A 21,444-nucleotide genomic window follows, 5' to 3' on the forward strand; every position below is an offset into this window, starting at 1 on the left:
AGCGTATAAATGTTGGAGTCAATTTTACGCTTTTCAATAAAGCGCAAATTCCTTGTTATGGTGATGGTGTTAGCTGTGTCAGGTTTGGGGATATGGAATTTTACCAAACTACCGATTGATGCAGTGCCCGATATCACCAATGTACAGGTAATGATCAATACCGAAGCGGCAGGGTTTACGCCATTAGAAGTTGAGCAAAGGGTAACTTTTCCGTTAGAGACCGCGTTGTCGGGTTTACCGGGGTTAACCTATACCCGCTCAGTTTCTCGTTATGGTCTATCTCAAGTTGTTGCAATATTCAGTGATGATACTGATGTCTATTTTGCCCGTCAGCTTGTTAATGAGCGTTTATCAGCTGCACGCGCTGAATTACCGCAGGGCTTAGAGCCTCAACTTGGGCCAATTGCGACAGGTCTTGGTGAAATATTCATGTTCACCGTTGATGCTGAGCCTGATGCTACGCATGCTGATGGCACGCCTATTACACCAACGGATTTACGAACCGTACATGACTGGACAATAAGACCACAGTTAATGCGGGTGCCGGGTGTAGTAGAAGTGAACCCGATAGGCGGATTTGAGCGTGAAATATTAGTCGCTTTCAAACCTGAAAAGTTACTTGCTTTTGGGCTGTCACAAGCCGATGTGGTTGATGCAATTTCGCAAAACAACCAAAACCAAGGTGCAGGCTTTATTGAGCAAAATGGCGCACAGTGGTTGTTAAGGCTGCCCGGTCAGGTTACTGATATGACTGCCATTGGTAATATTCCGCTTAAGTCGCTTGGTGGTTCATCAATTTATATAAAAGACGTAGCCGATATTGAAAACGGCAAAGGACTAAGAACTGGTGCTGCTACACAAAATGGTCGTGAAGTGGTAATGAGTACGGTGTTCATGCTTATTGGTGAAAACAGCCGCACCGTTGCCCATGCCGTGGGAGAAAAGCTCAAAGAAATTAACGCCACTTTACCAGAAGGGATTGTCGCAACCGCTGTTTATGATCGCACTAAATTAGTTGATAAAACCCTGCAAACGGTTCAGCTTAACCTGACCGAAGGGGCGGTTCTGGTTATCGTTGTACTTTTTGTCTTGTTAGGGAATTTCCGAGCCGCATTCTTAACTGCCTTAGTGATCCCTTTTGCCATGTTGATGACAGTGACAGGTATGGTACAAACTCGCGTGAGTGCAAACCTGATGAGTTTAGGCGCGTTAGATTTTGGCTTGTTAGTCGATGGTGCCATTATCATTGTAGAAAATTGTCTTCGCAGGCTAAGTCAAGCAGGAAACAATCCTCTGCCGCTAAAAGAACGCATGGAACTCGTGTTCGAAGCAACAAAAGAAGTCATACGCCCAGCTCTATTTGGCGTGTTTATTATCACCGCTGTTTACTTACCAATTTTTGCCTTAGAAGGCGTTGAAGGCAAAATGTTCCACCCGATGGCGATCACCGTAGTTATCGCGTTACTTAGCGCTATGGTGTTATCGGTTACCTTTGTACCAGCTATGGTTGCCTTGTTATTTAAAAAGCCCGTGAAAGAAAAACATAGCCCAATAATTCGTGGTGCAGCTGTTCTTTACAAGCCCGCTTTGAGCTGGGTATTAAAAGCCCGCTGGTTAGTTGTTGTCTTTGCAACAGTATTAGTTGGCTATACAGGTTATCAGGCAACTAAGTTAGGCAGTGAATTTGCGCCTAATTTGGATGAAGGTGATATTGCCATGCACGCGCTGCGAATTCCGGGTACGTCATTGTCTCAAGCAATCGCGCTTCAGGAATCTTTAGAAGATAAAATTAAACAAATGCCAGAAGTTGAACGCGTCTTTGCCAAAATAGGCACTGCCGACGTTGCAACAGATGCCGTTCCGCCAAGTGTCGCAGATAACTTCATTATCCTGAAACCTCGTGAGTTGTGGCCTGATCCAGATAAGACAAAAACTCAAGTTGTAGAAGAGTTAGCCGCGCTAGTACAGCCAATTCCGGGGAACCGATATGAGTTTTTACAGCCAATACAAATGCGTTTTAACGAATTGTTAGCTGGGGTGAGAGCTGAACTTGCGATAAAAGTGTTTGGTGATGACTTTGATACGTTGACTACGTTAGGCAGTGAGATAGAGGGTGCAATATCTCAAGTTGAAGGTGCCGTAGATATACAAGTTGAGCAAACGACAGGGTTACCTATGCTTAATCTTGTGCCAAATCGTGAAAAACTGATGCAGTTTGGTATTAGTATTAGCCAAGTACAGTCTCAAGTGGCAACAGCTATGGGTGGTACAGTTGCAGGTAAGTTTTATCAAGGCGATGTGCGCTCAGATATTGTAGTAAGGCTCACAGAGTCCAAACGTAATGATATCGATTCAATACCTTATTTACCGATAGCTTTGGCTGATGGACATACAGTACCACTTAAAGAATTGGTTGATATTGAGCTGATATCGGGTGCTAACCAAATAAATCGTGAAAATGGTAAACGTAGAGTGGTAGTAACTGCCAATGTTCGTGGTAGGGACTTAGGTAGTTTTGTTGCAGACATACAAGCAGCTATTAATGAAAACGTTGAAGTACCTGCTGGTTATTGGGTGGAATATGGCGGCACTTACCAAAAACTGCAATCCGCTTCAGAGCGTCTGAGTATCGTTGTGCCTGTCACTTTAATCATGATTGTTGGTTTGTTAATCCTCGCGCTTAACTCATTTAAAGATGCCATGATCATCTTTACGGGTGTTCCACTTGCATTAACTGGTGGTATTGCTGCGCTGTTATTACGTGATATTCCATTCTCAATTTCGGCAGCAGTTGGCTTTATTGCCTTATCGGGTATCGCTATCCTTAATGGACTAGTTATGGTGTCGTTTATTAGAGAGCTGCGTAAAGGTGGCTTAGCACTTGATAATGCAATCTTTGATGGTGCGATGACGCGTCTTCGCCCTGTGTTAACAACCGCACTGGTTGCTTCATTAGGTTTTATTCCTATGGCGTTAAACACAGGCATAGGATCGGAGGTTCAGCGACCTCTGGCAACAGTAGTCATTGGTGGCATTATTTCGTCAACGATTTTGACTCTGTTTGTCATTCCTGCCTTATACAGAATTTTACATAAAGAAAAGGAGTCTATTTTGACTGATGTTGAAGTATTGGAGTCTCAAGATGCCAAGTAACATGATTAAAGTACTGACCTATCTGACGATTGCGCTGTTAGCGCTTCTCAGTATCGAAGCTTTTGCTCACGGAGTCGATGATAAAACCAGAGCATTTTTAGAGCAAAATAATGGAGTACAGTTTATCCCGTTTTTATATATAGGCGCTAAGCATATGATAACGGGCTATGACCACTTGCTGTTTTTAGTCGGTGTTATCTTCTTTTTATATCGTAGCCGTGACGTACTGTTGTACGTCACCATGTTTACTATTGGGCATAGTACAACCCTGTTATTTGGTGTGTTAAGTGACATACAAGTCAACGCTTATTTAATTGATGCCATAATCGGTTTCTCCGTAATTTATAAGGGCTTCGATAATCTAGGAGGCTTTAAGCGTTGCTTTAATTGGCAGCCTAATACCCAGTGGGCGGTGCTGATTTTCGGTCTGTTTCATGGCTTTGGTTTAGCTACCAAATTACAAGAATTTAGCCTAGCTGATGAAGGTCTTATTACCAACCTGATTGCTTTTAACTTAGGTGTTGAACTTGGTCAATTTGCTGCGCTCGCACTTATTTTGATCATGATAAATGCATGGAGAAAACTGCCGTCATTTCAACGTTTTTCGACAGTCACGAATACTGCACTAATGAGTGCTGGTGTGATGTTGATGGGCTTACAACTTACTGGTTACTTCACTATTTAATCGATTTTTAACTTATAGAAATACAGAAATAAAAGAGAATTTTATGCAACATACAGTTAGTACCAAAACACTCGTTAAAGCGAGTATTTCAGCAGTCGTTGTCGCGGCTATTGCACTGGTTACCTTTATCTTACCAGCAGAGTACAACATCGATCCGACAGGTATTGGCAACAAGTTAGGTTTAACAGAACTTGCACAAGCGGTTGAAATGGAAACAACGTCATTAGAGACAACTAAAGGCACGGATGAGTTTCAAACAATAGAAGTGACAGTCCCTGCGGGACGCGGCATCGAATATAAATTTTATATGAAGCAGCATGAAAAAATGTCTTATGAATGGTTAACCGATGGTGCTCCATTGTACTTCGATTTACATGGTGAGCCTGAAGGTGACACAACGGGATATTTTGAAAGCTATGCTATTGCTACAACTAATGAAATGAAAGGCAGCTATACCACGCCATTTGCTGGTTCTCATGGTTGGTATTGGAAAAACAAATCAGATAAACCTGTGTCAGTACAGCTACTGGTTAAAGGGCAATACGAAGTTATTGGCCTTAAACAATAACGAATTTAACTTTACGAATTTCATACCAAATGGAGACTAAAATGAACAAACTAATATCAATCGTTGCGCTTTGTGGTGCCTTGCTAACTAGTAATGTACAGGCACATGGAGATCATGGTGTCATCAGCGGTCAGAAAGCTGTTAGCATCGCTGCAACACATATTCAAAAGATGACGTTTAAAGACGCTGGCTTTGAAGTCGGTAAGTTAGATGAGTCATGGAAAAATATTGATAAGTCGCAACTTTCGATTGCTAGCGTTGAAGACAATTTCTATGTAGTTAGTGCATCTAATGCTAGCAACGAAGATAAGCTTTACTTCCAAATTGCAAAAAACGGTCAAGTATTAGCGGTTAAAAATAAAAACGACTTTTAATCAATTAAAAGGCACTTTTTGATATATGCATGAGGTGCCTTTGTTTTGTATCAAGTACGCTTATGACACAGAGCCACTGGTCGGCTCTAACTCATTTTTGTCCATAGACGGGTTATAAATACAACCAGCTTTGCACATTAACCGTTTTGTATGGTTTTTAATCTGCAATTTAATTATTGATAAATAGAAAGAGTGGTTGATATTTTGTAGTTGGACGTTCTCTTACTCTAGAAAACGCCGTTGTGTGAATAATTGTTAAGTTAAGATTAATCTTGGCCTTGTTCTAAGCCTTCCCTTGCAAATTGTGCTTGGTAAACTTGACTCTGCAATGCTTTAAATAGATCTTCTGGATGCTCAGAGGCTAGTTCACTATCGATCTCATCTTTCAGGACTGTTGCAATTACTTTTCTAATCTCAAATTCGCTACTAGCATAATTGAGAATTGGCTTATCATCATAAATTATGTGATCAATATCATAGCGATCTGTTGGTAACTCATATATATCGGAACTTAAGGGGTGATTGAATTGTGTTCGCATAGTCGTGTTTTCTTCACTATTAATCGAAATGTACAGATCTTCAATACAATCAGATTTTTGCATTTCCTCAACTATGTATGCCTTTAATTTTGCCCAGCCAATCTTTGATATACAATCGCCGATTAAAAGTAAGCTGAGGCTAGGAAAAAACTCAGACTTAGAAACCTCTATTGGTCCAAAAACCATTTTATTTTCAAAGTCAATTTTCAGGGCTAAGATAAACCCTCGCTTTGATATGTATGGAAGCGGGGACACCGAAGAAACTGCATCTCTGAATTCTGTATGTAACTTATAGCTGTTTGAACTTGAAAGTTCAATCACTCTAGAGTTAAACCGCTGATTAGCCTCTCTAGAAGTATCTAACAAGTATTTAATATCATCTAATTTGGCTTTGAAATGCGCATCAGTATTGAATGACTGTGAATAAGCTATCGCTTCATAAATATGTTGATTTTTAAAACCTGATGGGAGTAAAAGTTTTATTGCTTTAGCGATTTTTTTAACATCGCTTCTATCATTAATAATCATTGATTTACCCTATTTATTAGGTATTACATAATGTCATCATTTTAAAGTTGTAATACCAAACTAGATAAATTTGTATTATTACAATAGACAATTAAGAAGGTTTCTAGACGATGACGAACTACGGCACCTGAGCCATCATTTATAATACATAGTAAGGCAAGTTATGCAACAACTATTTTTAGTGTGAGTTAAGGCAAATATGTCCATAGACGGGTTATAAATATTTTCCATCATGAGATAACGAAAATAATCTAAAGCTCTGTTTTGAGTGATAACCAGTTATTGGAGGATGGCTTTAAATAAGTGCTTATTGAATTTAAAACAGTCGATTTTATGCCCATATTCAAGAGAATAAGCGACGAACGCATTTTTCTGAATATCTTTAGCGCCAATAAAAATATTATAGTTGGCAATGCATTAAGTTATTTGTTAAAAGTATATTTACCATATACATGATTGTGGCATAGGCAGAAAGGTGCGCAACACACGCACTATAAAGTTCTTATATGCCATCGTGGTTATCATAGCTATTGTACAAATTATTTAGGAAGTAGAATGAATAAACCTTTCTGGTTTCATATTATTAAGCAATGGAAAGAAATGGGGAAAGGTGAGTACGGTGTGACTATTCCTTTTCTAGTCGGAGCACTTGCTAGCCATTTTGGTAAAGAGCCAACTAAAGAGTTTGTGGATGAAACTTTCGAAAACATAAAGAGCAACCCAGTCAATGGCTATTATTGTGAAGTTCGTTGGTGTGGAAATATCGATGAACCTGTAATTTCAGTAAAAGAGATAGATGAGCTCGCTGATATTACTCTAGAAGCTGATTATAAATTTGGTGGCATAGTTTCCCTAGGGTTTACTATGGATCTTATGGGAATGTTTCACTTAAACTGCGAAACTGCTCACGATTGTTTGTTAAAACTAATAACCTACTCGCTGGAGCATGTTAGTCAGGGATGTTTTTCTAAAAACGCAGGGAAATTTACATCATTCACAGACGACGATTTAGTTTTTATAAACTTAGTTGAAGAGTTGTACAGCACATAACAAGACTTAAACCAATAGATTCAACACTGCAGACTTGCACTCATAGGTTGCTAAATTTAAAATATTTTTCGTGCAAGTTAGACAAGCGTTAGTTTTCATCATATATCCAACGTATTTACCTTAAGGAATTATTTTAAATGGAAGTAAAAAAAATACTAATCTTAACCTTATTATTAACAGGTTGCTCTAGTATGCCTACCCCTGACGAACTATCCAAAACTGTACCAGATACGGTTAACTCTTCTTACAATGAACCTACGGTAGTTGCAAAGTGCATAGCAGAAAAGTGGGAAAACTATTCTAATCTATTTGGTAATGCCATCATTACTTCTAGAAAGTTAGGTGATGGTGTTAGAGTAGCCATGCATACTCCAACAGCAGGCTTATATTTTATGGCTGATATTAATAAAACTGAGCAAGGTTCAAAAACTAAGACTTGGACAAGAGAAAGTTTAAGATCATATGTTCAGGATGAGTTTGATGCAGTAGTCAATTGTCAGTCTTAATCCGGTGAAAGCTGAAAATTACTAAATGACACAAACGCTTGGCTTGAGCCCCTTCGTCGCTAATTGCATGCGCCCATTATTAAGTCGTTAACCTATCAAAGTTTTATGCAGTTAACCTTATACAACTTTAAGACTCAAAGTGTTTCTGTCTCGAAATGATCTAGAACAACCATCTGTTTCAGCTATTAAGTAGACCTTAATAGTGAGCGCATATTTTTAATAGTTTTGAGGCAGAAACCACGTATATTTAGGTTATACCTTTTTCTGGAAGGGGCATTCTATTGGCCACTTCTTTGCAAAACAATTTCAAGCCACTCTGCTCTGTTGGTTAATCAGAAACTTTTTGACATAGATTAAATGTATGCCGCCCGTTTCTTGACCAATCATAATGTTCTAGTTACATTGGTTAAAACTACTATTGCTACTCAAGTAAGAACAAAGGGTTACAATCTCTCATGGAAGAAGTTAATAAGCAAAACCAAGGCAATATTGAATTTGAAGTTGATGTGATTTCTACTTTTTCACTAGCTGCACAGCAAAATTCATATTTAGTTTTGCGTAATATCCAAATCATTGTACCGGAATGTTACGACAAACCAGTCCTACGTAATTTAAAGTTAAGATTGAATGCTATTGAAGGCTGGTTAGACTCCTCTGAGTGGCTTATTGATGAAGTGATTTCTGGACAGTCAGTTAAATTACCAGTCAAAGAACTTAAATTTCCTTTTGAAACACTTTTTGGCCTGACCGAAGAAGTTCTTCTAGGGCTTAAATTTGAGCTATTGGATGATGAAAACCTTCTCCTGTGTAGTAGTGAGCATAAAGTGAGTATTCTCCCCGCCAATTTTTGGGGTGGAGAGAGTCGTCAGCCAGATTTACTAGCGGCTTTTGTAAAGCCAAATGGTTTATACGTAGAGTCTTTAGTTAGAAAAGTCGCTTTACTTTTAGAAAGTAGTGGCCATGGACGCTCAGTAGATGGGTATCAGTCGAACACTAGAGAAAAGCCATATTTGATGCTTGCTGCGCTTTGGAATGTTATTTTCCAAGAAAAGTTAGCATATGTCAGCCCTCCTCAAGGCTTCGCAAAAACTGGCCAACGAATTCGTCTAGCAGCGGATATCAGCCAATCTAAAATGGCCGCTTGTTTAGATTCTTCTGTCTTATTTGCAAGTTGTATAGAAGCTATGGGTCTAAATCCTGTGGTGGCTATCACTAGTGGGCATGCTTTTGCTGGTGCTTGGTTAATTGATGAGAAGTTGCCAATTCTTTGTAATGATGATCCACAGGATATAAGAAAGCGCGTGGATAACCGAGATTTAGTCTTGTTTGAAACAACGCTCGTAACAAATGCTTCCCCTGTTACATTTGAACAAGCAAAAGATCATGCCAGAAATTTACTTGACGAGGATAAAGAAGAAGAGTTTGTAATGGTTTTAGATATTGGCCAAGCACGAGCTCAGTCAATTAAACCGTTATCAACTATAGAAGAGGCTAAAGCTGAAACTGAATCAGTAGATGAAACTGTTGAACTTACTTTACCTGAAGTTCCTCCTTTACCTCCCGTTCGTGCTGAAGAGCGTGTTGTCGAAGAAAGCCCTGAAACACGCATTGACTCATGGTGCCGAAAGCTTCTTGATTTAACTAAGAGAAATAAACTTTTAAATTTCAATGATAAGTCGGTATGTATAAAGTTATATTGTCCTGATATAGCTAATATGGAAGATATGTTGGCGGATGGGACAAAGTTTAAATTCTTATCAACTCAAGAAAGTCCATATTTTGATTCAGAACGAGACAGTGAGTTATTTCGTTTCCAAACCGGCTCGGAAATACATAAAGAGTACGCTCTTAATCAGTTAAATAATAAAATTTTATTAGCTAATCAGCCTCCTAAAAAGGTAGAAAAAAATGCTATCGAGCTGTTTCGGAAAGCAAAAAATGATTTAGAAGAAAGTGGTTCAAATACACTTTTCTTAGCACTGGGTTTCCTTAAGTGGAAAGAGAACCCTGAGGATACCCGAAGCTTTAAAGCTCCATTAATTCTTATTCCAGTTAACCTCACTCGAAAAAGTGCTCGAGCCCCCATTTATGTTGAGCAATTACAAGGTGAGGAAGCAATCTTTAATCTTACTTTGATCGAGTTTTTGCTATCTGAACACGATATTAACTTAAATGTATTTAAAGATGAGCTGCCTGAAGATGAAAGTGGGATTGATGTCCCATTTATTTGGAGTCAGGTAAGGCAGGCTGTCAGTGAGCAAAAGGGATTTGAGGTAGTTGAGGAATTAGTTTTATCTTCATTTTCATTTGCAAAATATTTGATGTGGAAAGATCTAAGAGACAGATTGGATGACTTAAAAGAAAATCGATTTGTTCAGCACTTAGTTGAAAGTCCAAAAGATGCTTATATTCAATCAGCTGAGTTTGTTGAACAACATCAAGTTGATGAGGCTATAGACCCTGCTGAAGTGTTTACGCCACTTAATTGTGATAGTTCGCAATTAGTTGCTGTTGATGCTTCAGCAAAAGAGCAAGATTTTGTACTTGAAGGACCTCCGGGGACAGGTAAATCTGAAACAATAGCTAACATTATCGCTCATAATATTGGTAAGGGGCGGAAAGTTTTATTTGTAGCTGAAAAAATGGCTGCATTGAATGTAGTATACAAGCGATTGCAAAAAGTAGGTTTAGACCATCTATGTTTAGAACTTCACAGTAATAAAGCGAACAAAAAGGTCGTTTTAGAGCAATTAGCTCAGGCTTGGCAATCAAGAGAGGGATTAAATCCTAGTGCGTGGTCTATGCATGTTTCTGAGCTTAAGGATAAAAAAGATAAGTTAAATGATTATGTGAGAGAGCTACATAAAAAGTCACAGTCAGGTGTATCCGTTCGAGACGCAATATCAAGGCTTGCTCTACATAAGGGAAAAGTCAATCTTAACTTAAATTGGCCATTAGATTTAAGTGCAGATAAAACCTTAAAAAGTGACTTGAATACACTAAATGAAATCGTTTTGCAGCTTAAAATTGCCTTTGAAGATATTCAAGAACTCGACTTTACTAGCTTCTCTTATATAAATGCTACTGCATGGTCAAATGTTTGGCAAAGCCAGCTAATAAATAAAGTTGAAGCTTGGTTTATTGAATTTGAAAGTATTACAGATAAATTCCAATCGGCTCTTTCTACCCTAGGCATCGATGTACCTGAGCTGAGCAACAAGAATTTCTTGGCCTTGAATTCATTTTATGAATTAAAAGAACTTGTGAAGTACCGTGATATAACTTTTGTCTTAAAATCAGGCTTTAACGAACGATTTGAGCTTATAGAAAACTTAGCTCTCAAAAAAGAAAAGTTAGATGAGCTTATTAGCAAGATAGGTAGCAATATTGAAGTTAGTCAGCTATTGAAAGCTCCAATAAGCAGGTGGTATTCAGAATATGAAGCTGCAAATAGTAGTTGGCTTAAATCTCTATTTGCTAAGTGGAAAGTTAATAAACAAGCAAATGAGTTTGGGTTTAAGAAGTTTAATGATCTTTCTATTTTAGCTGAGCTATTAGAAGCAAAGCAGCTTGCCAATGATATTTCTGAAACTAATGGTGAACTTGAAGCGTTAGGTATTTGGAAAGGTTGGCTAACAACTTCGAAAGACTTAATAGCTACCGTGGAGTTCGGAAGAAAAGTAAAAGCTAAGTTAAATAGCGTTCTTTCGTTATGTAATGACCCAACAGAAGCTTTAATAGTAATTAAAAAGCAATTTGTTGACGGCAGAGATTTTATTGAAAACTCTCGACTTGAGGCTAAATTAGATGATTTCGCCTTTAGTTATAAAGAATTTGAACAGGCGCACAATAACTTACTCGATTTCAATGTTACAGATACTTCAGGTTCAAATTTAACTGAATTAAGTCAAGCCTTAAGTGTAATAAAAAACAATCAAGCGAAACTTAAAAGCTGGTGTGAATGGGTTAGCGCCAAAGATCAAGCTAATAGCGTAGGTTTAGACTCTGTTGAGCAGGCATTAAGCCAAGGTGTTATTTCATCTTCAGAATTACTAGAGCAATTTGAATTAGCTTATTTTTCTTGGCTTGCACCTCTTTTGATTGATGACAGTGAAATTTTAAGAGAATTTAAGGCTTCAACACATGAAGCTACTATTGAAGCATTCCGTAAATTAGATGAAAAAGTAGCTGAAGTAACAAGTGATTACATTATTGCTCTGGCTTCAAGTCGAGTGCCAACTAGTGAAATCAAAGATGCTAAAAACGACCGTCACTTCGGAGTTTTGTCGAAAGAGATCCAGAAAAAAACTCGTCATATCCCAATTAGAGCTTTGATTAAAGAGCTTGGTGAGTCATTGCTGGAGCTTACTCCATGTATGATGATGTCACCGTTATCTGTTGCTCAATTTCTGCCATCAGACTTTAGAGGATTTGACCTAGTTGTATTTGATGAAGCATCTCAAATGACAACATGGGATTCTGTCGGCTCAATTGCAAGAGGGCGCAATGTAATTATTGTTGGTGATCCTAAACAAATGCCTCCAACCAACTTCTTCGCGGCCGGTACTTCCGATGCCCCAGATGAAGAAGATCTTGAATCTATTTTAGATCAAGCTTTAGCTGCTCGATTACCGTTAAAAAGGTTGATGGGTCACTACCGAAGCAAACATGAGACTCTAATTGCATTCTCAAACAGCAAGTACTACGAAAACTCATTAGTAACTTACCCATCATCAGAGACAAAAGAGTCAGCTGTTTCTTTACATCGGGTTAATGGCCTTTATGCAAAGGGCAAGGGTCGGAACAATATCAAAGAAGCACAGGCTGTTGTAAACGAAATCACTAAGCGATTGCTCAACAAGCAGCAACAGAAATTGTCAATTGGTGTCGTTACTTTAAACACAGAGCAGCAACGCACTATTGAAGACTTACTCGATGATGCTAGAAGGAATAACCCAAAAATTGAAAAGTATTTTCATGAAGCAGAAACTAGAGAGCCTGTTTTTGTTAAAAACTTAGAGTCAGTTCAAGGTGATGAGCGAGATATCATAATGCTTAGTTTAGGTTATGGTCCTACTGAGCCAGAAGCGAAAACGATGAGTATGAACTTCGGTCCATTAAACAAACAAGGTGGTGAGCGCAGACTTAATGTTGCCATTACGAGAGCAACGACTGAAGTCGTAATTTTCAGTAGTTTTGATTCTTCAATGATTGATTTGAGCCGTACCTCTTCAACTGCTATCGAACATTTAAAACATTATTTAGAGTTTGCTGAAAGAGGGCCTATTTCACTTGCGGAAAGTACGTCGGCTCGTTACGGAGTGGATCAGTTTGATAGTGATTTTGAACAAGCCGTTGCAAACGAATTACGCAACATGGGTTGGAAGGTCCAAACACAGGTTGGTGTCAGTAAGTTCAGAGTTGATTTAGGGATTCTTCATCCAGATAAACCCGGATGCTACATTGCTGGTGTCGAATGCGACGGTGCTACATATCACGGCTCACCAGCAGCTAGAGATAGAGATCGCGTAAGACAAATAATCCTTGAAAGTTTAGGTTGGAATATCGTTAGGCTCTGGTCTACGGATTATTTTGTAGATTCAGAAACCGCACTTAAAAAGTTAGATTTAAAGTTAAATGAAATACTTGCTACTGAGAGAGAAAAGGATAGTTTGTTAGAAGCAGAAGCAGAAGCAGAAGCAGAAGCAGAAGCAGAAGCAGAAGCAGAAGCAGAAGCAGAAGCAGAAGCAGAAGCAGAAGCAGAAGCAGAAGTTCTAAAAACGGCTGCTAATACCAATTGCAAAACATCTTCAGCTCAACATGAAACATCTCTTGTAGCAAATACTCAACAGCTTACCAGTAATGTGCTTGATGCAAGCAACTACTTTAAAGAAGAGTATAAGCCACGGTTAACCGAAATTGCTCAAGAAACATTGAAAGAAAGGCCCGGTATCACATTACATACTTTGGCATTGGAGATTGCTAACTTACACGGCTTAACACGTACGAGTAAAAAGCAAGTTGATTACATTTATGAGCTTTTAAAGCCATGGGCAGGAATTAAAGAGAATTCGGGTTTCTCGCCAACAGTTTGGTTATCGCCAGAAGATACTTGCGAGTTAATACATTGGCGTGGTGTGAACGCGTTTGGATACGAGAGAAACTGGAAAGAGCTTGCTTTTGAGGAAGCTCTAGGATTAGCAACTTTTGCTAAAAATAATAATAGCTCAAACCCTGTAGAAGAGATGTGCTCTGAACTGGGCTTAAAAAGAAAGCATGAAACTACTATTAAGCAATTTGAGCAGTGGCTTTCGCTTGTCGAATAAGTTTTACTGTTTTTCAGTGGTATTGTGGTTAGTTAACTTGACCACCCAGTAAGATAAATGAAAAGTTTGTTAAGGATCAAGCAAGTGGAATATGGGCTTAAATAAAGCTTATTTTACAATACCGCTTATATAAAAAAGAATACGGATGTTACTCATGAATCGCCCCGAGTTCATCGGAGACTAGTTTGTTTAAGTCAGGCCACCTTACCTGACTCGTTTAAATTATCATAGTAGTCTGTTTCATATTGAGCTGGTGAAATATACCCAATTGAAGATAATAGGCGTTGATTATTAAACCAATTAACCCACTCTAACGTTGCGTATTCAACAGCATCAACATTCTTCCACGGGCCATTTCTGCGAATAATCTCTGTTTTAAATAATCCATTTATTGTTTCAGCCAATGCATTGTCATAAGAGTCACCCACACTCCCTACAGACGCTTGAATTCCTGCCTCAGCAAGTCGCTCAGTGTATCGTATAGACAAATATTGGCTGCCTCAGTCACTGTGGTGAATTAACCCCCCGGGGTTGCCACGATGCCAAATAGCTTGCTCTAACGCATCAAGAATAAGTTCTGTGTGCATTGTCGTTGATATACGCCAACCTACAATGTATCGTGAAAAAACATCTATCACGAAAGCGACATAAACAAACCCACTCCATGTGGCAACATAGGTGATGTCAGCGACCCAAAGTTGATTTGGCTGCTCAGCAGTAAATTGACGATTAACTAAATCCAGTGGCTTATCTTGTTGCTCGTCAGGTATCGTTGTCTTATGTGCTTTACCCCGTCGAACACCTTGAATTCCCATAACTCGCATCAATCGCTCGACTGTAAAGCGGGCGACTTGATGGTCGTCAAGCTGTAGCTGCTTCCATACTTTTCTTGCACCATAAACTGACATATTATCCTCCCACACTTCGCGAATGAGTATCATCAGCTCAGCATCACGCTTTTTGTGGTTAGACAGTCGCTCAGGCTCTCTTTGTATCTGTTTATGAGAATAATACGTTGATGGTGCAATCGGCAATTCCTTGCAAATTGACTCGACACCGTAATGCTCTCTGCAAGCATCAATAAAATCCACTATTACTTCTGTTTGCGGTCGAGCTCCGCTTGGACGAAAAAAGCGGCAGCTTGCCTCAGGATATCATTTGTTCGCTTGAGCTCTTTATTCTCGCGCTCTAAGGCGGCAAGTCTTTCTTCAGTTGATTGCGTATTAGAAGAGGGTTTAGACGGTTGAGCTTGAGATTTCTTGACCCATGCTCTAAGTGTTTCTGGGGTACATCCCAGTTTATCTGAAATCGATACTAGCGCAGCCCAAAGAGAAGGGTATTCATGCTGTTGTGTGGTAACAAGCCTAATTGCACGTTCACGAAATTATAATGTATATCGATTTGATTTTTTCATAGTTCCAGTTTCTCAAGTTATTGAGTCTCTGGCAAACTCGGGGCGATTCACCTTTGAGAAACAATGTTTGCTAACTTGTAATCTTCGATTAATTGAGTAAGCATAACAAGCTCTTCTCCTTTAGGAGTGTTAGGTTCAGCAACGTCCCAAAGCTCATCTACACGCTTGAGTGCTTTTTTTAAGTTTTGTTTTGAGTTGATTGATTTTATCGATGTGATAGCCATGTTAAGTTTGTGATTTGGTTGGCGTCGGGTACTTCTTTGTTTTCTCTGCATTGAATTGAAATCAAGTTACCACTCTAAGTGTTTTGTTCTAATTCAAATTGGAGCTTTCATGGAATTGTGTATATTATTTACGTGTTAACCGATTACGTTATTTTAACCTTATATGTGTAAGTTACATTTCTTTGAAGATTTCTATAGTTAGTTATAAGGGTTGTTTTTGGATAATTACGATAAAATTCTAGTTAGCTCCAATTTAATCCGGCGCCATGCATCAATGAAGGTTGATTACAGTGCCCCGGTGCAAGTATTTATGTGGCAAGTTTTGCAGGATTCACTTGAAACTTTGGATGTCAGTCGTATTTCTGTTTGGTTGCTTAATTCGGACCCAGAAAAAAGCATTTTAGAGTGTGTTGCAAATACTGATTGGGGAGTTAATGATATCCCTAAAGACCCACCATATCTAACTAAGAGTGATTACCCGCGCTATTTTGAAGCAATAGAATTCGGCGCTCCAATTATAGCTGATAATGCGCATACTGATCATAGAACAATCGACTTCACTTATACTTATTTAAAAACAGAAAATATCAAGTCGATGCTTGATACAATTATCTTTAGTGAAGGGAGTCCTATCGGGGTTGTTTGTTTTGAACAAAAAGCCAATTTCAGAGAGTGGAATAAGGATGAAGTTTATTTTGCTGAGTTGATTGCTGATTGTTGTACATATCGATTTATGGCCCAAAAACAAGCTAAGCTAGAAGATAAGCTTGTTAACTTAGTGTTTTATGATGACTTAACTGGTGTTTATAATCGTCGGTATTTTTTTGATGCCATTGAAAGAACTATAAGCCTCCATGTACGAAAAAGCTTGCCTTTGGCTATTGGTTTTATTGATTTCGATAATTTTAAATCAATAAATGACACGTACGGTCACCAAGCAGGTGATGAGGTATTAAAGGGGTTTTCAAAGATAGCTCAGACTTTTCTTAGGCGTGAAGATTTAATTTTTCGCTTTGGAGGTGAAGAGTTCGTTATTGTGTTTCAGGGGGTCAATGTCATAGAGGCTAAGAATGCTCTAGTAAGGCTGCAAAGTGGAGTTAAAACTATGTTGATTGGCCATGGTAACAAAGCGTTGAATTTTACATTTAGTGCCGGTGTGGTTGAGTTACATAAAAAATTGTCCATTAAAGATGTGATAAAGCAAGCTGATAAACTACTATATAAAGCGAAAAAAGAAGGGAAAAACCGTGTTGAATACTAGGTAAAATACGTTACCTACTCATTAAAATCACGTTCCAAACTAATGTTCAAATGGGTAGTGTAGCAAGTTATTTAAGATTTAAACGGTAACAAAAAACTTTCCAGATCTTGTGAAGATAATGGCTTAGAATAGCTATAACCTTGAAGCATGTCGACATTTTTAGACTTGCAGTATTCAACATGCTGCGTTGTTTCTACTCCCTCAGCAATAACTAAAAGATCTAGTTTATGCGCAACACCCACAATAGCTTCAAATACGGCACTATCATTATTTCTGTATGGTGCATAGTCTACGAATGACTTATCGATCTTTAACGTGTTAACTGGGAGTTTATTTAAGTAACTTAAAGATGAATAGCCAGTCCCAAAATCATCAATAGCAATGTCTACGCCTTGTACTTGAAGTAATGATAAGTTTTTTAGAAGTTCATCATCAGCTTCAATTAAGGCATGCTCTGTTAGCTCTAGTCCAATATCTGATGGGATAAGTTCATATATTTCAAGTAATTCAGAAAGTTGTGAAAAGAACTCCTTTTGGAGCAATTGCTTTCCTGAAATATTAATCAGCATGCGAACATCATTTATACCATTAGAGCGCCATTTTTTTAGTTCTTTGAGGGCCATATGAAATATTAAGTTACCAATTGGGATCATGAGACCGACTTTTTCCGCAATGGGTATAAAAGTATCAGGAGTGGTATTGTTTTTATTAGCATTAGAATCCCAACGCAATAGAGCCTCACAAGCAACTATTTTTTCAGACTGAGCGCAGTAGATGGGTTGATATACAAGGTGAAACTCTTCATGTATTAGTGAGTCTCTGAGGCGCTGTGATATCTCAATCTGAAAATGCGAGCTATCGCTCATCGCTTTGTTATAAATTCTAAACTGACTACGTCCACTTTCCTTGGCATCGTACATAGCAGTTTCAGCGCACTGCAATAAAGTTCTTACTGACTTTCCATCATTTGGAAAACGACAGATCCCGACACTAACCGAAGTAAAAATTAGTTGGTCATGCAGTTTTAAAGGTGAATTAAATGAATCAATCAAAAGCTGAGTTAATCTTTCATGATTTGATGAAGGTTCCGAACTCAAAATAACTATGAATTTATCAGCGCTAAAGCGAGCTATGTAGTCAGTTTTTTCTAATGGGGTAGAGAGGCGCTCAGAAACTTTAAGGAGTAACTCATCACCCGCTTCATAGCCGAAAACATCATTCACATCTTTGAATCGATCTATATCGATAAATAGTAGAGAAAAGTCCTTTATACTGCTTTTTATAAGCTCATTAATAACTAACTCGATGGAATGACGATTCAAACAGTTAGTTATTGGATCATAAAACACCATTTTTTCCAAAGCTTTACGAACAGATACTTGCTCAGAAATATCAATATCTAAACAAAACATTTCAAATTCATCACCTCTAGTTTTTAATAAAACATGAGATGAAAAAACAGGCACCGGCTGACCCTTAATATCTTGTAAAGTTAATTCGGATGATGGAATGGGAATGTTGTGTTCAAGCCAATTTTTATGTGCTGCAATGACATCCTTTTTCATTGAAGGAGGGATGATCAAATCTTCTAGTTTTTTTCCTAAAGCTTCTGTTTGAGTGTACCCATATAGAAAGGTACTTGCTTTATTCCAATAAATTACTTCACGATGTCGATTGTAGCCTTGAACAGCTATTTTTGAGAGTGATTCAATGAGCTCTAAGAAGCGAACGTCAGGCAAGTTTGTTGTAGGACTGAAGGTTGAGTTAGTTTCAAAGTTGTTTTTTTTCATTACTGCTCTTAATGCACCTTACCGTCATACTAAAATAAGCCTAGAAAAGAGTTCTTTTTCAGTCAAGTTTCCATTTGGTAGTGAGTTTCTTTAGATATAGCTTAGGGAAAAATAAACCTTGTTCTTATAGTATTGCTATAGAGCTTAAGCGGAAGGTTGGTAGTAAGAGCTTGTTTACTGCAAGCGGTTAATCTTTTTTGCAAGAGTACATGATGTTATCGGCTTTGTGTAATAGCTGAGTTAAGTCGCAGTTTATATTTGGAACTACTTCTACAGCACCCACAGAAAAACAAATTTCTTTGTAACCATAGTTCTTAAAATCATTCTCTTGTTTTTCTTTAATTCGTTCGATGAATTCTTTTTGTGCAACTTTATCTTCATTGTTTAAGAGAATAACAAATTCATCACCACCCCAGCGACAAAGCAAATCTGTTTTTCTGATGCATGATCTTAGGGCATTGGCAAAACGTTTAAGAACTTCGTCACCAGCTTTATGGCCTAGAGTATCGTTTATTTTCTTAAAGTTATTTAAATCTATAAAAAGTAATTGGGCTGCTCTGTTAAGACGGTTACCTAATTTTTGAAATTGGATAAAGGCTTCTTCAAAGCCTCGTCTATTATGTATTTCAGTTAAGGGATCTAATCGACTTTCTATTTTTAATTCACTCTCTTTATAAAGGTGTGCCAAATCACTGCTGATCACATCTCTTAATACTTCAAGCATTTCAAGAAAAGGTTGCTTGTAATTAGTCGGCGATGTATCCATAACACATAAAGTACCGAAGCACTTACCATCAGGCCAATGGATAGGATAACCCAAGTACGATACGTAATTATCTTCTGTTACTTCTGGGTTATTATCCCATTCATTAGTTTTTGAGGCATCCTTGACGTAGAGCGGCGAGTTACTTCTAACTACTTTATGGCAATAAACATTAGTTTCAATACTTGCAGAGCCGCCTGGGGAATAATGGGTCGTAGGTAATTCTGAAGCAACTAGAACTTCAATGCCTTTGTTGGAAGCTTGATTTATAAATGCCACTGGCGAGTTGAACAACGCTGCAATTGAATTAACGAGCCTTTGCCAACGTTCCCACTCAATATCTTTAAGTGCCAAATCGTGAAGTGATGTGTAAGGATATCCAGCCATTCGAACTCCAGAGCTACTAATCACAATGAAGTATAGTACATAAGTTCTAAAAATATGGTAACACAATGTGTAATTAATAGGTGCACTTGTTGCTCTTCATGACTTATTGATTACGATATTATACCTATGTAATTTCTGAACTTACGTTGGCTCAGTAAGAAAGGTTCACTCTTTTCATCACAAAATTTGTGCTATATTATGTCAAGAGGTTGTACCTTAATTAGGGCTGGTGTTCCAATTTAAACTACCAAAATACTTTAATTTGGACTTTAGTAATAACTACAGTTTAGCAATTACTGCATAATGGGTCTGAACATGGAAGAAGAAACAGTACCTCGTAAATTCAAGATCGGCATGTCTATTTTCAATACTGCTATTATTCTAGCCGGCCTTGGTTGTCTCTTGTACTCGGGAGCTATAATAATTGAAAATTACTTTTAATTTACTTTGCTTTCGGAGTAAGGATATCTGAAAGTTTAGTCGTGTAATTTAACGGTGCTAAATCGTCTTTAGGTCTCCAAGGGTGAGAGAATCCTTCACTTGCAAGTTTCAATGTACTTCGTCCAAATTTTCTATTTATCATCAATGACTAACGTTTTTGAGCTAATATTCAGTGGTAAATTCTCCGATAAAAGCTCAAGTTGTTGCATATCATCGTGTAATGAAAGTTCTTCAAAAATAACACCGGCTTTTTTGTATTTGAACCCCTTCTTAAAAATAGCTTTTAATGCAAAGCTTGCATAAGACACCAGTGTAGATGTATCCGCTGTGGAGTAGGGTAGTTTTATTGATTGTGACTTATGATACTGCGGCTCTGCCTGTCTAAATGAATCTGTGTGGATGAATACTGTTATTGCTGATGTATAAGATTTAAATCGACGAAGCTTAAACGCTGCTTTTGTTGCATGTGCTGTAACAGCTTCAGAAAGCTCCGTAAGCTCAATCACCGGTATTCCCATACTTTGAGATACGCAAATTCTATCGCGAGAGTCGTTAATATCTTTCAATTCTACCGCAGGTTTTCCTCGTAACTCTTCCACAGTACGGGCAAGAACAACTGTGAACGTCTTTTTGATCCAACTAATGTCTGGACTTCCCAATCTTAACTAGACTAGTAGCTTCAGCAAATAGTTTAAATTCTATTACTCCTCCAAGACCGCATGACAAAGGACCGCATATGAGGCGCTATAGACTACCTGATGTAGCAGGAGCAGAGAACTTTGGACGTGAGCTCGGGCCAATAATCTTTTCTGATGTATGAATCACTTAGATAGCTTTCTTATGCTAGTCTAGAAAATTAAATTACCAAGGAGCTGATTATAATGCAGTTAAAGCACATAAAATCATTGCAACTTTCAAAAGCTATAGTGTCTAAAATGACCATGGAAGTAAGGAATGAATATGAAGTATTTCTTGAGAATCAATTAATGTTTTTTAGGGATTTTTTTCCTACAGGCTATGAAAGCCTTGATGATACCCATAACATTTTGCTAGCTATCGTAGAGGGCGAAATTGTGGCGTTTAGGTATTTTTACTTTCATAACAGAGTATGCGAATTATTCAATACATATGTCGACTCTGCTTATCGCCGACAGTCTATAGCGACACAGCTAATTGAGGACTCGATTCATATATCACATCAGAATAGGCTTAATAAATTTGTGATTCGTATGGCATCTGAAAACGTTGAGAGAACAGGGCTTTACCAAAAATATAAAGTGCTCGGAAATCATAAGTTTAATACAAGTCAATTTACGATCTATTATGCCGGAAAAGAGACTGTGATAGGCTGAAATAAAGCTTCTGTTTTACTTTGTGTTAAATTAATTTATTACGAGTCCTAAGCTAATGGCCTGTAACAGGAGGTTAAAACGTC

Annotated in this window: 15 protein-coding genes, 1 pseudogene and 1 other annotated feature; of the genes and pseudogenes, 9 read left to right on the top strand and 7 right to left on the bottom strand. The window is 38.1% G+C overall.

Features of this window, described 5'->3' with window-relative positions:
* The first annotated feature begins 9 nt into the window (after window positions 1-9).
* Genes NH153_RS11890 through NH153_RS11905 form a run of 4 tightly spaced genes read left to right on the top strand, consistent with a single transcriptional unit; the run spans window position 10 to window position 4,780 of the window.
* Complete coding sequence (locus NH153_RS11890; protein WP_063704078.1) at window positions 10-3,153, top strand: efflux RND transporter permease subunit; 3,144 nt, start codon at window positions 10-12, stop codon at window positions 3,151-3,153.
* Window positions 3,143-3,838, top strand: coding sequence for a HupE/UreJ family protein (locus NH153_RS11895; RefSeq protein WP_062566916.1), 696 nt, complete (start codon window positions 3,143-3,145; stop codon window positions 3,836-3,838). Before NH153_RS11890 ends, NH153_RS11895 begins: the two co-directional genes overlap by 11 nt.
* A 43-nt stretch (window positions 3,839-3,881) precedes the next feature.
* On the top strand, window positions 3,882-4,406 hold the full coding sequence (locus NH153_RS11900) for a hypothetical protein (protein WP_063704080.1): 525 nt from the start codon (window positions 3,882-3,884) through the stop codon (window positions 4,404-4,406).
* Window positions 4,407-4,447: 41 nt separating this feature from the next.
* On the top strand, window positions 4,448-4,780 hold the full coding sequence (locus NH153_RS11905) for a DUF6488 family protein (protein WP_063704082.1): 333 nt from the start codon (window positions 4,448-4,450) through the stop codon (window positions 4,778-4,780).
* Window positions 4,781-5,046: 266 nt separating this feature from the next.
* Here the strand turns inward: NH153_RS11905 and NH153_RS11910 are convergent, their stop codons facing one another.
* Complete coding sequence (locus NH153_RS11910) at window positions 5,047-5,847, bottom strand: hypothetical protein (RefSeq protein ID WP_063704085.1); 801 nt, start codon at window positions 5,845-5,847, stop codon at window positions 5,047-5,049.
* A 555-nt stretch (window positions 5,848-6,402) separates the two neighbouring features.
* Between NH153_RS11910 and NH153_RS11915 the strand changes: the two genes are divergently transcribed.
* The 3 genes from NH153_RS11915 to NH153_RS11925 all read left to right on the top strand — a co-directional run bounded on the left by NH153_RS11915 (window position 6,403) and on the right by NH153_RS11925 (window position 13,729).
* On the top strand, window positions 6,403-6,897 hold the full coding sequence (locus NH153_RS11915) for a hypothetical protein (protein ID WP_063704088.1): 495 nt from the start codon (window positions 6,403-6,405) through the stop codon (window positions 6,895-6,897).
* A 137-nt stretch (window positions 6,898-7,034) separates the two neighbouring features.
* The gene (locus NH153_RS11920) at window positions 7,035-7,403 is read left to right on the top strand and encodes a hypothetical protein (RefSeq protein ID WP_063704090.1); all 369 of its coding nucleotides are present in this window, start codon (window positions 7,035-7,037) and stop codon (window positions 7,401-7,403) included.
* Window positions 7,404-7,858: 455 nt separating this feature from the next.
* Complete coding sequence (locus NH153_RS11925) at window positions 7,859-13,729, top strand: anti-phage protein ProA (protein WP_063704092.1); 5,871 nt, start codon at window positions 7,859-7,861, stop codon at window positions 13,727-13,729.
* Between the two features lie 194 nt (window positions 13,730-13,923).
* Here the strand turns inward: NH153_RS11925 and NH153_RS11930 are convergent.
* Both NH153_RS11930 and NH153_RS21735 read right to left on the bottom strand, forming a co-directional pair.
* Window positions 13,924-15,098, bottom strand: a pseudogene (locus NH153_RS11930) (IS3 family transposase).
* Window positions 14,749-14,865: a sequence feature (AL1L pseudoknot), on the bottom strand. Its footprint overlaps the pseudogene before it by 117 nt.
* Before the next feature lie 92 nt (window positions 15,099-15,190).
* Complete coding sequence (locus NH153_RS21735) at window positions 15,191-15,367, bottom strand: hypothetical protein (RefSeq protein ID WP_156503630.1); 177 nt, start codon at window positions 15,365-15,367, stop codon at window positions 15,191-15,193.
* Between the two features lie 217 nt (window positions 15,368-15,584).
* On the opposite strand from NH153_RS21735, the gene NH153_RS11935 reads away from it, so the two are divergent.
* Window positions 15,585-16,628, top strand: a complete 1,044-nt coding sequence (locus NH153_RS11935) for a sensor domain-containing diguanylate cyclase (RefSeq protein WP_082874046.1) — start codon at window positions 15,585-15,587, stop codon at window positions 16,626-16,628.
* A 71-nt stretch (window positions 16,629-16,699) separates the two neighbouring features.
* On the opposite strand, the gene NH153_RS11940 is transcribed toward NH153_RS11935, so the two are convergent.
* The 4 genes from NH153_RS11940 to NH153_RS11950 all read right to left on the bottom strand — a co-directional run bounded on the left by NH153_RS11940 (window position 16,700) and on the right by NH153_RS11950 (window position 20,608).
* On the bottom strand, window positions 16,700-18,418 hold the full coding sequence (locus tag NH153_RS11940) for a sensor domain-containing protein (RefSeq protein ID WP_063704094.1): 1,719 nt from the start codon (window positions 18,416-18,418) through the stop codon (window positions 16,700-16,702).
* A 187-nt stretch (window positions 18,419-18,605) separates the two neighbouring features.
* Window positions 18,606-19,568, bottom strand: coding sequence for a sensor domain-containing diguanylate cyclase (locus NH153_RS11945; protein WP_063704096.1), 963 nt, complete (start codon window positions 19,566-19,568; stop codon window positions 18,606-18,608).
* Between the two features lie 442 nt (window positions 19,569-20,010).
* Window positions 20,011-20,151 carry a DUF4113 domain-containing protein gene (locus NH153_RS22070; RefSeq protein ID WP_082874047.1) on the bottom strand — a complete coding sequence of 47 codons (141 nt, stop codon included), beginning with the start codon at window positions 20,149-20,151 and terminating at the stop codon, window positions 20,011-20,013.
* A complete protein-coding gene (locus NH153_RS11950; RefSeq protein WP_082874048.1) occupies window positions 20,141-20,608 on the bottom strand; it encodes a DinB/UmuC family translesion DNA polymerase in 468 nt (155 codons plus the stop codon). The genes NH153_RS22070 and NH153_RS11950 overlap by 11 nt, the downstream gene beginning before the upstream one ends.
* Before the next feature lie 282 nt (window positions 20,609-20,890).
* Between NH153_RS11950 and NH153_RS11955 the strand changes: the two genes are divergently transcribed.
* Entirely contained in the window at window positions 20,891-21,361 is a 471-nt protein-coding gene (locus tag NH153_RS11955) for a GNAT family N-acetyltransferase (RefSeq protein WP_063704100.1), read from the top strand.
* Window positions 21,362-21,444 lie beyond the last annotated feature (83 nt).

The organism is Pseudoalteromonas gelatinilytica (genome assembly GCF_001641615.1).
Lineage (GTDB): Bacteria > Pseudomonadota > Gammaproteobacteria > Enterobacterales > Alteromonadaceae > Pseudoalteromonas > Pseudoalteromonas gelatinilytica.